Source organism: Candidatus Chromulinivorax destructor (assembly GCF_003366055.1).
Taxonomy (GTDB): Bacteria; Babelota; Babeliae; order Babelales; family Chromulinivoraceae; genus Chromulinivorax; species Chromulinivorax destructor.
The window spans coordinates 949,212-966,027 of record NZ_CP025544.1 but is presented as its reverse complement, the minus strand read 5'-3'; the positions used below and the strand labels follow the sequence as shown (position 1 = coordinate 966,027).

Annotated in this window: 7 protein-coding genes; 1 reads left to right on the top strand and 6 read right to left on the bottom strand. The window is 37.4% G+C overall.

Features of this window, described 5'->3' with window-relative positions; genetic code table 11:
• Nucleotides 1-140 precede the first annotated feature (140 nt).
• The 3 genes from C0J27_RS04705 to recJ form a co-directional block, all read right to left on the bottom strand.
• Entirely contained in the window at nucleotides 141-6,851 is a 6,711-nt protein-coding gene (locus C0J27_RS04705; RefSeq protein WP_115586019.1) for a hypothetical protein, read from the bottom strand.
• 361 nt (nucleotides 6,852-7,212) lie between these two features.
• Nucleotides 7,213-7,923 (bottom strand): (d)CMP kinase, encoded by a 711-nt coding sequence (gene cmk, locus C0J27_RS04700; protein ID WP_115586018.1) that lies wholly within the window; start codon nucleotides 7,921-7,923, stop codon nucleotides 7,213-7,215.
• Entirely contained in the window at nucleotides 7,923-9,674 is a 1,752-nt protein-coding gene (gene recJ / locus C0J27_RS04695; protein ID WP_115586017.1) for a single-stranded-DNA-specific exonuclease RecJ, read from the bottom strand. Before recJ ends, cmk begins: the two co-directional genes overlap by 1 nt.
• 907 nt (nucleotides 9,675-10,581) lie before the next feature.
• Here recJ and C0J27_RS04690 point away from each other — a divergent pair.
• Nucleotides 10,582-11,031 (top strand): hypothetical protein, encoded by a 450-nt coding sequence (locus tag C0J27_RS04690; RefSeq protein ID WP_115586016.1) that lies wholly within the window; start codon nucleotides 10,582-10,584, stop codon nucleotides 11,029-11,031.
• Nucleotides 11,032-11,120: 89 nt separating this feature from the next.
• Here C0J27_RS04690 and C0J27_RS04685 read toward each other — a convergent pair whose 3' ends face one another.
• From C0J27_RS04685 to C0J27_RS04670, 3 genes are all read right to left on the bottom strand, one after another.
• A complete protein-coding gene (locus C0J27_RS04685; protein WP_115586015.1) occupies nucleotides 11,121-11,663 on the bottom strand; it encodes a hypothetical protein in 543 nt (180 codons plus the stop codon).
• Nucleotides 11,664-13,115: 1,452 nt separating this feature from the next.
• Nucleotides 13,116-13,484 carry a hypothetical protein gene (locus tag C0J27_RS04675; RefSeq protein ID WP_115586013.1) on the bottom strand — a complete coding sequence of 123 codons (369 nt, stop codon included), beginning with the start codon at nucleotides 13,482-13,484 and terminating at the stop codon, nucleotides 13,116-13,118.
• Between the two features lie 510 nt (nucleotides 13,485-13,994).
• Nucleotides 13,995-16,553 carry a hypothetical protein gene (locus tag C0J27_RS04670; protein ID WP_115586012.1) on the bottom strand — a complete coding sequence of 853 codons (2,559 nt, stop codon included), beginning with the start codon at nucleotides 16,551-16,553 and terminating at the stop codon, nucleotides 13,995-13,997.
• Nucleotides 16,554-16,816 lie beyond the last annotated feature (263 nt).

Here is a 16,816-nt window from a genome sequence, read left to right as displayed (position 1 = left end):
ATGTATACAATCTTTTTCAAAAAGCGGTTTAGGCCCGCCGGCCTCACGATTCCCGAAATTTCCGCAGGAAATGTAGGGCATCTATCAATATATTCAAACAAGGTGGGCACCTTGCACAAAATGCCCACCGTCGATTTTACTTAACTTGCATATACTAACAATGTGTTACGTACTGCTGTTCTACGCGCATTAAAGTTCGTGAAGAACGCATTAATTTGATTTACTTGTTGTGCTGTACTATACGTTGCAACCAGCGTCGCTTGTACTGCAGCCAACTGAACATCCCAACCAGGCGTCGTTGAAGCTGCAAGATTAAATTCAGGCTGATCTGCATACGCAACTGCATACGCATCTAACGAAGCATTAACCGCCTCAATCGTAGCTGCACGAGCTGTTGCATTGACAATGACATTTGCATAAAAATCAACACTAAAGAAATCTTTAAAAATTGCAGGATTGCTACCATACCAGTACACACTAAATGCCGCTCCTTGTAAGTTTGCAGGATCTGGAATAATGATTTCTGAACCTGAGTAGATTTGCCCTACCACAAGTCGTGCACTACCTGAGTTGATCACATAACCACCAAGGAACGGAGTTGTTGTGCTATTGACTGCAACAAAACCACCTGATGTTAACCCAGCAATGGTGCTGGTCGATGCAATACCAGTCGTCGTAAATGTTGTGTCGATTGCACCAGTCGTTGTAAAACGAGCTGCTACCATGTTTCTTGATACGCCGTCAGACAGAGTTGTCAGACCACCAAGGACGGTATTGTTACTGTTATCAATCACAAGATTTGGACTTGCATTCAACGTTCCGCTTGCAAGTACGTTACTTGTCGCGATACCAGATGTACCAAATGCTGTATCAAGAGCTGTACCAGCAGTTGTGAATCGAGCTGCAACAAAGGTGTTGTTCGAAGTGTACCCACCAATAACAATTCTTTTATTGATATCCAACGCAATTGAACCACCATCAGCTAAGTTAGTGATAGCCGATGTTGTTGCAATACCAGACGTACCGTATGCTGCTGCAACACCTGCACTGGTAAATTTAGCAACAACTAACTTGCTATCTGTTGTTGACCCACCAACATAGACACTGTTATCGGCGTTAGCTACGATAGCATCAGTTGCAACAAAACCACCATCACGAAGGTTGCTAATTGAAGCAGTTTGTGCAATACCTGCAGTCCCAAATGATGTATCTAAATCACCTGCTGATGTGAATCGGGCTACAGATAATCTAAGACCTGATGTACTTCCACCAACCAAAACATTACCAAGATAATCGATCGCGACATAACCACCATGATTTAAATTAGCAATAGCTGGTGATATCACAATACCATCACCACCAAATGATGTATCTAACGCTCCAGTTGTTCCTAAGAACTTAGCTACAACTAAGCTATTTCCACCATCTATTCCACCTACATAGACGTTATTACTGCTATCAACAGCTACGTAAGCTCCATTTGCTTCATTTAAAGCAGAAATATCACCTGAACTTGCAATTCCATCGGTACTAAATGAGGTATCAAGCGTTCCATCAGCTAAGAATCGTGCTACTACAAATGCACCATTAGCTCCAGTATCTGCTGTACCAGCAAGAACAATACGGTTTTGATGATCAACAATCGTCGAACCGCCATTGACTAAATTTGCAATCACTGACGTGTAGGCAAGACCGTTAACGCCAAATTGAGGATTAAGATCATCTGGCATCGGTGCTTGAATTTCTGGGTCATATTGCCCAATAAATGCATCACCATAGACACGCATCATGTACGGAGCTACCGTCGGACCAGTCAATGTATTAAAACCAGCAACCGTAATTTTACCGTTGTTGTTAATCATCAAGTCATTCCACGCAGCAGCTCGTGTATCACCAGCAGTTGAAAGCGTCGTTACCACACCTGCAGTTCCAGAACCTGACGTAAATGTTGTATCCAGACCAGTTTCTGCTGATGTTGTACGAATAATAAACGGAACGTTTGGCGTTACACCTGCATCGTACCCAGTCAACAGAACTTTGCCTGGCGATGCGTTTAAATCAACTGAAACTGACGTTACAGATGCAGTTGTTAATCCCGTTGCAGTACCGCCAGAACCAAGAATCACATTAGTTGCAAGCGTTCCACCAGAAGTACCTAAACTGTACGTTTTCAGCATAATAGCACCAGTTGTTGTATTAACAGCTGTTGCCACAAGGTTGACCACTTGATTAAACGTCAGGTGGTTATTTGCTGCAAGTGTACTTGTTGTTGCAAGGACGACTTGACTCCACTGTTGTGTGGTTGCGTTTTCATCTAAACAAATAACTGTTGCGTTATTTGCAGCATCGTTTGCAATCACATACACATTCCCAACTAAATCGACCACCACTGAGTTAATTGCTGAATAGCCAGTCAATACATAGTAACCAGCATTACCAAAGGTGGTATCAACAGCACCTGTTAATTGGTTATACGCAATCAACGTACCCACACCATCGTTCATACCTGCAACGATGATTCGGCCTTGCGCCTGTTGAGTAATAGCAAAATGACTGTCCATAGTTGCTGTTGGAGCAAATCCAGAGATCGCAGCACCTGTTGATCCATCAAGGTATTCAATCCAACCCGCAGCTGATCCTGTAGAACCTTCACCACCGACAACATAAAATCCGCCATCTTCTGCAAGTAACATTGCTGAAACATTTGCTTGTCCTGCAAGAGTCAGTAAACCTGTTGTCCCAAATGATGTATTTTGAACATCATCAGCACTCATTGCAGTAAGGTAGGTATCTGTTCCATCATCAGCAGCAACATAGTATGAACCATCATCATTTTGTAACAATGATTTTACCGTTGCTGTACCAGGAATAACTGTTGTAAATGTAGAAGTTACCACCGTATTCAAGTTCATGAATCCAGCCTGTGTAGCTGCACTGTTAAACGTTGTATCAACAGTCCCTGGAGTGCCTAACGTCGTTGCACTTTGTGATACTTTGGTAAGTGCAGTTGGCGCATCAGTATTACTAATTTGCGTGAAGTATGGAGTAGCAGAACCTGCAGTTGCGTTGGTGTCACCCGATACAATAATACCATCGCTGCCACTGACCACATCAACCGCAAAGAATTCAACTTGCGGAGAAACTGCTGCTGTTAAAATTCCTGCAGTTCCAAAGCTTGAGTTAAATGTAAATGATGGATTCAACTGTGCTAGACTCAATGAATAAGGAGACGATGCGCCGCTTTGCGCTAAAATTAACGTCGTACTATCACTTAATGTTAAAAGTTCTTTGAACGCTATGCCAGATCCTACCGGGATTATAGTAGCTGGAGCAACACCGACAGCACCATTTGCAGCATAACGACCTGCAACAACACCTGCCGACGTTTGCACGGCAAGAACCACTGCTCCGTTTACATCCAACTTCATCGCAATTGCTGTATCTGACGTCGCAGTTAAGACTGCTGAAATCGGAGTGAATATCGACGATGGAGCAAGTTGTGTTCCATTTTCTAATACCATATCAACTTGAACTGATGTTGAACCACTTTGGTATGCAAAGTAGATTTTATCAGCAAGTGTTGCGCTTGTCGCAACTGAGATCGATGTAACTGGATGAGCTACACCAACAAACCAATAACCAGGAATTACTCCACTTGCATTAAATGATGTATCAACTGCATTTGCTACCGGGTTAAATGCCATAATAACACCAGAGCCTACAAAGCTATTGTACCCAGCAATTAACAATCTACCTGATGCTTGTTGAGCAATACCGTAGATAGTTGTTAAACCACCTTGCGCAGTTGCTTCTGGAAGATTAAGCAAGGTTGCTGACGCACCGTCAGAAGCTACTGAATATACCGCAGGATCAGTCGCAGTTGCACCAGTTACATAGATCGTACCGCTTGGATTAACCATAATGTTATTGGTACTAACAAGGCCTGCTAGCGTAATTGAACCATCAGTACTAAAAGCAGTGTTCAGTGCATATGAAGAATTTAACATTGATAATGTTGTGCTTGAACCAGTTGCATTTGCAACTAACGTATTATTTGCATACGTCCCTGTCGTTCCAAAGGTATAGATCGATTGCGGATGACCGTTTGCAAGGTTTGCAGGTGATCCTATGCCTAAGTTGACCGTGCCTGCAACAGCTCCAACAGCTACCGGGAAACGATTAACTTGTGTATAAACTGTTCCACCTGTATTACCAACAACTTGACCAACTAATGAAGTTGTCGTTGTTGTCGTGGTGTTTTCGTATCCACCAAAAAGAATATTACCAGTGGTTGGAGCAATACACACACCATTAGAAATGTGTGCTGGAGAATTCCCATTCGCATTTGTTGAGTACATGGTTTTTAAAATACCAGGAGATGATGAATACGGTGCAAAAGTTGTATCAAGCGTAAATGTTCCTGCTCCGCAACGACCAACAAAGAAATTATTGGTATCATACCCCGTAAAAATTAAACGGTTGTTCGTATCGCATTGTAATTTTGTTAGTTGAGGAGATGACAACAAGCTGGTTGCTGGAGTAATTGTCGTTGTTGAACCAATGATAGTTCCAGATGAATCATATTTTTGAAAAGATATTCCAGCAGCACCTCCTGATGAAGCAGCAACTACAATATTTCCAGCAGTATCAAATGATAATAGAGGTTGGAAAAAATTGGCAGCTAACAAACCAGTATTAACAATTCCTCCCGTACCAAATGTTGAATCCAGAGCTGAACCATTTGCTAAGTACTTAGCGATACGGAAAAAACCATCACTAGAAGTTTTATATGCTACATAAATATTATTAGTACTGTCGATCAGCATATCTGTAAACTCAGCACCTGTCATGGTAATAAAACCAGTCTGGGCTCCAGCTGATCCTGTACCAAATGGTACTGCTGTTGAGCCTGTTGCTAACGCACCAGATTCTGTGTACGCAATCAACAGGCCAATATTTTGCCCACCTTGTTGAGGCGCTTGCCCGATCACAATAATACGACCAAGATTTTGTTCTGCAACTTTTGCAAATGAAATTGAATTTGTTTCAACGACCGTTGTAAATGATGGTGCTAATGAGCTTGAAGATGTTGTTCTGTACAACCAACCACGAGGCGTTGCGTTCGTCCCAACAACTAAAGCACGTTGTTGTGAATCGACGACCACATCAACTACACCAACTTGACTTAAATTTATAGAAGAAATACTTGGTTGGCCAGTTGAAGTTCGTTTAGCTATTTGAGAGCCTATCGATACTGCAGTTGTTTGTGAAACGACATACAAGCTGCTGTCTGATAATGCTTGCAACGCCATAACTTGCGGCTTGTTTGTCGCTGTTGCAACCGTTGGATAGATTGTATATCCTGGAGCCCCTGGGCTAGTTGCAACTGCTGGATTATAAGTATAGTCCATCGAACCTTGAGAGATGATATTTAAATAACGAGCCGCTACAAAATCAACCCCACTATTTGTACCAGCAAGAATAAATGAACCGTTTTGTTGTACTGATAACGCATTGCCAAGGTTTTGAACTGATCCTATGTTTGTTGTTGTATAACCTAGAGTATTAAAAGTAGTATCTAAAGCTGAACCATTTGACGTAAAGCGAGCGATTGCAAGATTATTAACAGCTGAAATTGTAGCATAACCACCAATAACAATTTTATCATCTGGCTGCACAACAAGACCACGCGCTAGTGCAGCTGTTCCACCAAGTAGTGACGTAATATAACCTGATGATGAAGTTCCAAAGAAACTTGTATTTAATACTCCAACAGAACTAAATGCTGCAACAAAAGCTGCTTGAGTTGATCCTGTAAGACCAGCTACAATAATTTGACCACTTGATTGAAAAGCGATGCCATACGCAATGGTCGTTCCACTAGCTAAAGCTGATGTGGTAACACCAACACTAGCAAAGGTAGTATCTAAAATACCTGCTGTTGTAAATCGAGCAATAAGCATTTGCGTATTTGTTGCAGCAGAACCAACAACAACAAGTCTTCCCGAACTATCAATTCGTGCACCATACCCTGCAAGAATACTTCCTGGAGATGCTCCAACCGTAGATATTAATCCAATACCTGCAGTTGTTACACCTATAAAAGATCCGCTTCCTGGGCCAACAGCAGCTCCACTATTATAAGTAGTTGTTCGTAATATCCCTGCCGATGTGTAACTTGCAGCAAAAATATTTATACCGCCAGATTGAGTCGAAGCAGTTTGATTACTTGTACCAATGACATAGATATTTCCTACAGTATCAACCGTAACTGTATTGGCAATATCAGTTGATGAGTTTGTTGTACCATTAATAATAACGTTTCTTGCTACAAAACCATTTCCACTAGCAAATGTCGTATCAAGAACACCCGCTGGCGTAAATTGAGCAACGAAATACCCTGATTTAGTTGTAGCTGTAATAGTACATGTCCCAACTACAACAATTTTACCATTTGGTAATACAGTGACAGCATTCGCGATTGGATTTGTTGTTCCTGTAAATGAGTCAACCGTAACTTTTCCACCTGTACCAAATGTTGTATCTAACGTACCATTAATATTATAACGAGTCATAGCCATAGAAGTTCCACTTTGGCCAACGGTCACCGTCTTACCATCGGGCTGCACTGCTGAACCCCAACAAAGATCTGTTGTTGAACTGCCAACATCGGTAACAATATAACCAAGAGCATCAGCCTGTGTTGCTGTACCGTACCCAGTGCCTCCATTATCTACTGTATCAAGCTTACCGACAGTTGATGACGGCATGATTGCGCTTGAAAAAAGCAATCCGATAGCAAAAAAAATCGTTCGAATTCTCGAGCGATTTTTTATCATAGTATGAATCATACTAACTCCTTATAATTGGTTTATTAAAAACATCTCCTGAATGTGCATTGAATCCTATATTCTTTTTTTTAAAAATAAAGCTTTTCTCACCCAATATTTTTTATTTTTTAAAATAGTGATACGCAAAGCAATGGAGTACTATGCAGATAAGCCCTTTATCTTTTACGATAAAAGGCTCATCATGTTTTTATAGAAAAATTAATACAAAGTTACCTGGTCATAACATATGAGTGGCCGCGGCCACTGTACGCTTTTTTAGTTTTTAAAAAAAGTGTATCTGGTCCACCGGCCATCAAATTCTCGGAGTTTTGTAGGACTAAACTTGAGAGTGAAAATTTGATTCACTTAACCTAAAATGTATCTAATTTCTTAAAAAATTTTGATACTCAACAGAACGAGAAGATTTTTGAATGATCTGTATCATTGCATCTAAGGTCTTATGAACAGATTGTAATGACGTATCGATCACAATTGCATCATGAGCTTTTTTTAATGGGGAAATTAAACGATTCATATCTCGTTGGTCACGCATCTGCGTCATCTGCAAAGCTTGCTCAAAAGTTAAAACTGTTCCGATTCGTGCTGCATCGTTTTGTAAGCGCTGTGCACGAATTGCATCATCCGCAATCACATAAAACTTAAAATCTGCTTGAGGGTAAATTTCTGTACCACCATCACGTCCATCGGTAATCAGATGATGCATCGATCCAAGTCTTCTTTGTGTTGCAACAATAATGTGCCGAACATGCAGATGCGATGAAATTAATGAAGCATGATCCGATACAGTACTTGCTTTTAAGTGATGAGTAATTTCGATATTTTTAAAATAAACTCGTGCAATACCGTCAGCGTATTGATATACAAAGTGGTCTGCGTGCAAGATGGTATGAATATGATCAACATCTGGTGCTTGTAACTGTTGATAGTCATACCCAAAATCTTTGACTAAAACGTATGCGACGGATCGGTATAAGTAACCGCTATTGATATAAAAAAAACCAAGTCGTTTTGCTAATAATTGGGCAAGGGTTGACTTACCACTGCCACATGGGCCATCAAGCGTAATAATCATTATAAATTTTCCTCAATTTGTCGTAACCGCGCAATATCAACACCCTGTAACTCTACCGTGCATTTGCCATTCCAATAATTTTGCATGACTTGCGCAACGATATCAAACGTCTCATCACCTTGCATAACCAACGCTTCAAACAGCTCTGGTCGGTTAAAAAATATGAGCGATTTAATGACGCCATCAGCAAAGACCACACATTTAATATGTAAATCTTTCATGAGTGTTGGGCGTTGTACGAGCACAACATCTTTAATATAAAAATATGGCTGTGAATTTTGGTGACCAAATGGTTCAAGATGTGCCATGTCTGCAATAAATTTATTAGAAAAATCTGGCAGTTTTGCGTAAGCATCGATGCGTAATTTTTGTACTAAGTCTAATTCTGTTAATTCTGCGGCTATCTTTTTTTCTAAATTTTCTTTTAATTGTGGTAAATGCTCAACTTTAATTGCAAGCCCTGCTGCTTGAGCATGCCCACCAAACGACTCTAACAGATGCCCACTTTCAACCAGCCCATCAAAAATAGAAAATTCAGGAATCGACCGGCATGAACCTTTTGCAACACCATCTTTGGTTAAGTGAAACAGCAAGGTTGGCTTACCGTACGCGCTAACTAATCGTGATGCAACTAATCCAATAACCCCAGTCTGCCAGTTAGCACTTGCAGCAATGATGATATTTTCTTTGCTCAAATCAATTGCATTCGATTCGATCTTTGCTTTTACTTCCTGAAAAATATCTAACTCAATGTCTTTGCGAGCTTGGTTTAATTGCCATAAAACTTTACCAATACGGTCAGTTTCTGGCTCATCGCCACCAATTAAAAACTTAACTCCTTGTCTTGGATCATCAAGACGGCCAAGCGCGTTAATTTGTGGGGTAATCGTAAACCCAATATCAAGCGAACCGATCATCGGTTTTACAAATTTATTGTTGTCTTTTAAGACTTTAATTGCATAACTTTCGTGCTTGTTGATGTGGGCAAGTCCATACCGAACCCAATACCGATTTTCGCCGGTCAATGGCACAACGTCAGCAACGGTACCAAGCAGTAACAGTTCAATCACTTTGGTTGGTAGTTCTAATTTTTTTTCTTGGTACAACAGCGACATCAGTTTGAATGCAACACCAACGCCTGCAAAATATTTATACGGATAGTTGCAATCTTCTTGATGCGGGTTAACTAACGCAAATACTTCTGGAATATGTCCATGCGGACGGTGATGATCGGTGATAATAACGTCGATACCAAGTTCTTTTGCTCGCGCAGTTGCAGCAAAGGCTGTTGTTCCGTTATCCACCGTCATAATAATTTTGTACCCATTTTCTGCAGCACGTTCAACAATTTTTACCGATAACCCATACCCATCACGAGCACGATTTGGTAAGAAAAAGTTAATCTGAGCACCAAGTGGCTGCATAGCAATCATGACCAGCGATGATGAAGTAATACCATCAACGTCATAGTCGCCAAAAATAAGAATTTTTTCTTGTAGTTCAATTGCTGTAATTAATCGATCAACAGCTTTTTTTGCATCTTTCATAAGCGCTGGGTCATGAACACTTTTTTCTTTAGAAACTAAGATAAAGTCTTGCAGCTGCTCTTTTTCGATAAAACCACGTGCAACTAATGTTTGTGCTAGCGGGAATGATAAATTATAGTCAGCAGCGATTTTCATGACAATATCATGATCGGTCTGTGGGAGTTTCCACAAATATTTTTTGCCTTGAATCATAGATTGTTGCATAAAAACCTTTGGTTACTAAAGAAAAATAGGGGTACGTATATAAGTATATAAGAGATGACAAAAAATACACCCTACAATTGCTGTGCAATTTACGGGAAATTTCAGGACGCGAGCCTGATACGCTTTAACAGAAGAATAATACAATGTAATTCATAAACTCAAAAAAAGTTTCAACTATTTCTATTTAATTACTATGCAATTTCGGGGAAACTTGAGGGCAGCTGCCCTGATTTGCTTTTTATAAAAATACAACAAAATTGCACTGCTTGTATTCTGCGAAATAACTTAAAGCATTTCTACGATTTTTTTGTAATAAAATGCCATGTCGTCTTAATAAAAAATTATCATATTTTTGCCTGTTTTCCATATTAATAACATCAATAAATAATTATTTTTATAAAATGCTTTTATCATAAACGTTTTAATTAAGTTCATGGTTAAAAAGCTATACATAAAATGCCGATTCATGGTCGAAATATATAGTTAAAATTGCACTTCCATGGTTAAAAAACAAGGTGTACATACAAATAATTAAGCATATATTTTTTTAGAGCCCTGCGTTGTATGCTCAAACTACGAGAAATGGGACACCGGCGTGCCATAACTTTTGAAAATTTATCAAAAGTAAAAACTGCCTACGATTTTGTTATCACAAAATCTCCGGAAACTAGTTTTTTAACCACATGTACATGTGGTTCACGCAGCCTCATCCAATTTTTTAAAAATATAGTTTTTATTTTCTCTGACCATACATGTAAACTCATGCAATACAAGAGACCTGTTGCATACTATACATTCTTACCACATGCAGTGATTACTCCCATCACCATTTTACAGTTCTCTGTTTTTATAATAAATTATAAGTAAAACAATCATCAGTTCAACCTTCTACAAGGATTCCACTCTTATGAAATTACCATCAAAAAATATAATTTTGGCAGGGTTTACCCTATTACTTTCTACGGCAATACAAAGCTGCGATAATCATATTCCTCTTGCTCAATTAGCACAACAAGCTCACGACAGTCACGCTGCAAATGATTATGCTCAATACGCAAAAACAATGCATCAAATACGACAACACAATAAAGCAAAAAAACCTTTTCATAAAATTACTGACGCACAAACAGAACAACTTATAGAATCAGCTATTGCTTTAGGTTTATCACATCACGATAATAAACCGTATGACAAAACAGAATGTTTTTATGGGGCAACTCGAAGCTTAAAAAGTTTTGGAAAACAACCGCGGTTTCAACGTTATTATCCTGTATCACCTGATCTTTTATTTCAGGTCTACGACATTTGCCAACATCAAGAAATTGACAAATTAATATTAGGCAAAAGCCAAAAATAGTTACCTCTTATAAAAAATTCACAAAAAAAGGCGGCTCAAGAAAATTAATTCTTGAGCCGCCTTTAATTATTATAATCTACAAGCGATTATTAGTTTTTTGAACGTGAACCATGAGTAGCTTTACGGTACGCATGTTCAGCTGCACGCAATCTTTTTTCAGCGCGAATTACAGCTCTGTCATATTCTTTAGGATTACCTTCAAGAATAGGTAAAGATTGGATTTCGTGATTAGCCATTTCTAGCTCAAATACCACTAGTGATAAATCTTTAGCATCTTCAATACGTTTCATATTTTTTAGTTTATCCATAGCAACATCAATTTGACCCATTAAAGGTGCATTAGGATTTTCACCAACTCTTACAGCTGAAGGAGCTTCAATTGTAAAATCAACAGGAGCAGCTTCTTCACGATAATGAGCTTTATCTACTTCAGTAATTACGTATTCTGGACCATTGTCAATTTCTTCGATTTGATAATGACTTTCAAGTCCAAGAGGATATAATTTTTTAGATACTACTGGCGATGAAGTTTCAGTAACTGTAACTTCTTGAACTTGTGCAACACGTGCTGATGCAACTGACGCTGACATCATTAATACCATCAATAGACGGTTGAAATTTGTATTTTTCATAACATTCTCCTTTTTTGTTTTTTAACTGTATCTTTTTACTTTTTAACTTCTAACTTGAATTTATCATAACAGAATAATCTCACTGCTATCAACAGTTTACAGTTAAATATTTTCAATATGCATTAAAATGCTTTAGGTAAAGGATATTCTCACCTTGTTTTTTGAAAATTATCCTTAAATTTTATAAAAAAATAGCGTCATTTTAATATTAATTTCTTATAGGATTTTAACAAAATTACATTAAAAGTTTTTATAGAAGTTTACAGTGCAAAATAATGGCTATTTTTATAATAATTTTTTAATGCGTGCACTTCGCTCTGATGAGCTACGGGAATTGAGAAGCCGGCGGGCCTGATCCGCTTTTTTAAAAAATTCAAAACAGAACCTATACAAAAACGATACTTTCTATTTTACAGAAACGCCTGCTGGGCCCTGATAGGCTAAGCCAGCCTAATTCGCTCTTTTTATAATGCAAAACAAATAGATTGCCAATGCAAAAACTATGCTTTCTACTTTTTACAAAATAGACCCTGCGCGCTGACGGACGAGAAGAACAAAAAAGTCTGTAGGCATTATTCGGTTTTTTATGAATAACTTTATCGTTTGTACATGCTCAACACAGAATTATAAAGCAAAAACGGCAGACCCTATAAAAAGATCTGCCGCTAAAAAAGGAGCTATGTTTAAGAAGATACGGTTACGTAAAACTTATATCTTATACTTATTCTATCATGCCTACATATTACTACAAATGGTGGAAGGTGTTTTGTATAAATTAAGTATGCGTACTACTTATTCATCATTTTTTATAGTTCATAAACTATTTCTTGAGCCCTACACCATTCTGGGATAGGGAAATAAAAATTCTGCCAATTTTATTATGAGTTGAGTTAATCAAATTTTCACTCTAAAGTTTCACCCTACGCTTTCTACGAAAACTCCTGAAATTTGCTGGCCGGTGGGCTTGATGCACTCTTTTTTAGATGAAAAAGCGTAAAGTTACCGCCGTCAATTTTTCTTGAAATGAGCAAACCGATATCGTAAGCCGGCCTGTATCTTAATTTTTAAATTTGGTTCACACAGCATAGACATTTCATACGTCAATGTAGAATTGAGTAATCATGTAAAAATATAGTATTTTTTTACAAAAATACATCTTCCAAGATGATAACCTATGTACGCAAGTAGATAAACAGCACTGATCAAAAATTTATTTTTAATATTACACAATTAAATTAAGGAATATCAAAAATAAAAAACAGCAGAAACTTTTTTAGCTTTACGCCAATTTGTTTCTGCTGTTAACAATTTAAAACTAATTAAAAACTTTAAGGCTATGTATTTACTTTATAAAGAAAATATAAACCTTCACTCAATGTATTGATGCTCTTGTTACATATATCTTTCGCAACTTCTTAATTTTTTATATTATCAAGTTTATCCATAACAATATTAAGATGCATTAGGAGTTTCATCCACTGATAACACTGTCGATGATTCAACTAAAGCTGACGATTTTGGTAAATTTTTATTTGGAACTGATTTTTTACTATTTTTTGAATTAAAGTTAATTTTTCCAACTTGCATTTTTTTATTATCCATTTCGATGCTATATGGTTTTTCAGACCTATATTTAGCACGTTCTTCACGTTTCATAGCATTAAATTTGCTCATAGCAAGATCCATTTGAGCCATGAATTGTGCTTTATCTTGATTTAAGTTTTCTACAGAGTTAGTTTGCTCAACTCCTGATGATGCAGATATACTTGATGTTGAAACTATTAATACCATCAATAAATGGTTAAAATTTAAATTTTTCATAATATCCTTTTTTTAAATGCATTTTTTTAACGTTTCATTTAAAATCTACAATACCAAAAACAAATCATTAATATCAATAGTTTTTACTATAAATATTTTCAGATTGAATTATAAAATTCAAGGCAATTAAAATTATTTTTTAAATTATTATAAAAAATAACGTTATATTTATAATAATTTTTAATGCGCGCCCTTCGGTCTGATGAGCTACGGTAATTATAAGGCCAGCCAACCTAATCATCTTTTTTATGAAGATTCAATCATTGGTACATGCTACGCAAAAAATTACAACGCAAAAACGGCAGACCTTATAAAAAGATCTGCCGCTAAAAAAGGAGCTACGTTTAAGAAGATATGGTTACGTAAAACTTATATCTTATACTTATTCTAGCACACCTACATATTACGACAAATGGTGGAGGGTATTTTTATACGCTGCCTTTATAATAAAAGAAGCGAAACGTACAACTAAGTACATTCCGCTTCTTTTTATTATAAAGAGTTTTATTTCTACGCTACAGCAGCCTGTGCTTGCTGCAAGGCCTCTTTTATTAATGGTGCAACTGGTAATTTAATTCCAGTTTTAGCAACTTGTAAAGCTTGTAAGACTTCTTTAATCTCTGGTTGAATCTGCTTAACATTATAACGCATTAATTCTACAACTCGATCTGATTGTTGTGCTTCATATTTAAAATTAAATGTTGCGCATTCACCCTTGCTCATACAAACTTCAGGATCAAAATCTGCTAAGTACCCGGTATTTTTAACAAACGGACAATAGAAAATTGTTACGATATCTTTATCATACCCTTCTTTACGCGGGTCATTTAATACCGTCAACGGACTTGCAGCTAAGATCTTTTTCGTCACTTTGCTGATATTTGGGAATTTTTGTCCATTTCTTTTAAAATGCAACTCTGCGCTTCGTAACGAAGCTAAATCAACACCTGAATCACAAACAAAAATAGCATCCAGTTCTCGAGCTGGTCTCATTAACACCGGCAATGGAAAGTTAATATTCATTGCGCCATCATACAAGCGAATATCTACTGCATTGGCAATCGGGCTGTTGCTCATTCCTGCAGTGTAATTATGAAACGTTGCAGGATACATACGACTATCACGAGTCGTTTCTGTTAAACTATTTTTTATCCAAGTATCAACTGGTACGGTAATCTTTTGGTCAAACAACATAAACTTTGGATTAACTAATTTTTGATCAACCACTTCGTTTACACTTGCCGCAAAAGCTGATCCAAAAACTCCTTCATAGTAACTAATTGGATACTCAGGAGCCTTACCTTGATAACCATCAACTGGCTTACCTTTATCAAATTTAGAACCAAATGCCCATACCGGAACATACGCTCCAACCTGATCACTCCCTACTTCAAATGGACCAACTTCATACCAATAATATTCAGTTTTACCATTCAATTGTTGTCCTAGTTTATATGAAACAGCAGAGCCCATTGGTAAAGGAATATCACCCTTCATAATCGTATCAGCAACTGATGACCATGTTACATCTAATCTTTTTTTACCTGCTGGTAATAAAGTGTAGTTACCAATAAATGCACCATATAGGTCAATTGCAGATATTGTTTGATCATACGCAAAATGACGCGCTGCATTAATTCCCATGACTGCTAACTGATCTTGATCTGGTAATGGCGGCATTGAGGTTCCTGCAAGCGTTAACATCGACTTACTGATTGGCCCATTAACAATCTGTTGTTTAAAATCTTCTAACGACATTGCCATTGATGCATACAAATAGCTCCACCCAGAAATAGTCCATGTTGAACCAGATACACCTGCAGTGTACAATATCGAATCAAGTAACCCAATCTCTTGCGCACCTAAATGGAATCCAAGCGTCACAAGCATTGCACGGTTACCACCTCCACTGGTACATAATCCAATTTTTAAAGGGGCTGTTACATCAAAATTCTTTTCTAATGCTGCAGTCACTTTTGGCATACGATTTTTAACAAATTCTATCTCTTGCTCAGCTAAAGCAGTGCTTTGACGAACTTGTAAACCATCAAATTTTTGTTTAACTGGATACTGTTTACGAATTACCGCTTTTAATGCACCAACCATGGTGTCTTCATCTTCATTAATTCCAGCTCTTTTAAATGCTTCTTTTTTTAGATAGTTTGGCAATTTTTCAACAAGATCTTGTACCTGTTGTGATGTATATTTTTGTAACTTTGCAGATAATTGCTCCCCAAGATAATCTGTCCCAAAATCCATATCAAACTTAATTGACTTTGCTATACTTTCCATGGTTTGTTTTGCTAATTTATCAACATTATCAGTTAAAGCATCCATTGCTGCTTGGCCTAGCTGATCTAATGTTTCATTAACAGCCTGAACAACTGCAGCCTTACACTCCTGTTCAGCTGCATCTTGAAATCTTCCTAAAAAATCTTTCCCCGCAATTTTATACTCTTTCCATGCTGTTACTTTTCTTTTTTGAGATGCGGCTGCTTGAGCAAGAGCATAATCTTGTTCCGCTTTGCTTAAAAATGCAGCTTTTGCACTTTGAATTTCTTGATTAATTTCGTCTAATGTATCAATAAATTGTACTTTTTCTACCGCAACTTTCATGTCATAAATAACATCGTACTCAATAGAATTAAGATCTCTTTGCAGTTTTCTTGCTACAGGATCTGTTACTCCAAGCGTAAAAGAAATCCCTGCTTTTTTCATCTCATCATAATATTGCTTTAATGAGTTATCTGATATTCGGTTAATCACTTTGATTGATTTTTGTAATTGAGCATTGGTTTTTGCATTAAATTTTTCAATAGAATCAACTGCCTGATCATCATCAGCATCAGTTAATGATTGGAAACTGTCTTGCAATGCTTGAGAAAATACAACTATTTCCTTATTAAAATCTTGTTGGACTTGTCCATAAACTTTAATAACTATTGAAGCAACCGTATCACGATGCGATGTCTCTTCATCCTGAACTAAGCCAGGAATTAACGCTGCTCCTATGCAAGCATGCATCGAAAATATCGATATCATGCATAAAAAATTTAAAAAACGCTTCATACTGAATCTCCTTTAATAAAATGACTTACTTCTAAATTACAGTTTAGCAATTAAGAAATACAAGTAATTAAAGAGAAGTATTCAACTTTGTTGTAAAGCAACAATATTCAGTAACTCATATTGCCTAGGTTGTGTGAACCAAATTTTTACTATAGAGTTTTGCCCTGCGTTTTCTATGAAAACTTCGGGGGTCGGCAGGCCGGTGGGGCCTGATGCACTCTTTTTAAATCTTAGCCAGGTTTAATTTTTCAAAGTTTGCTTCG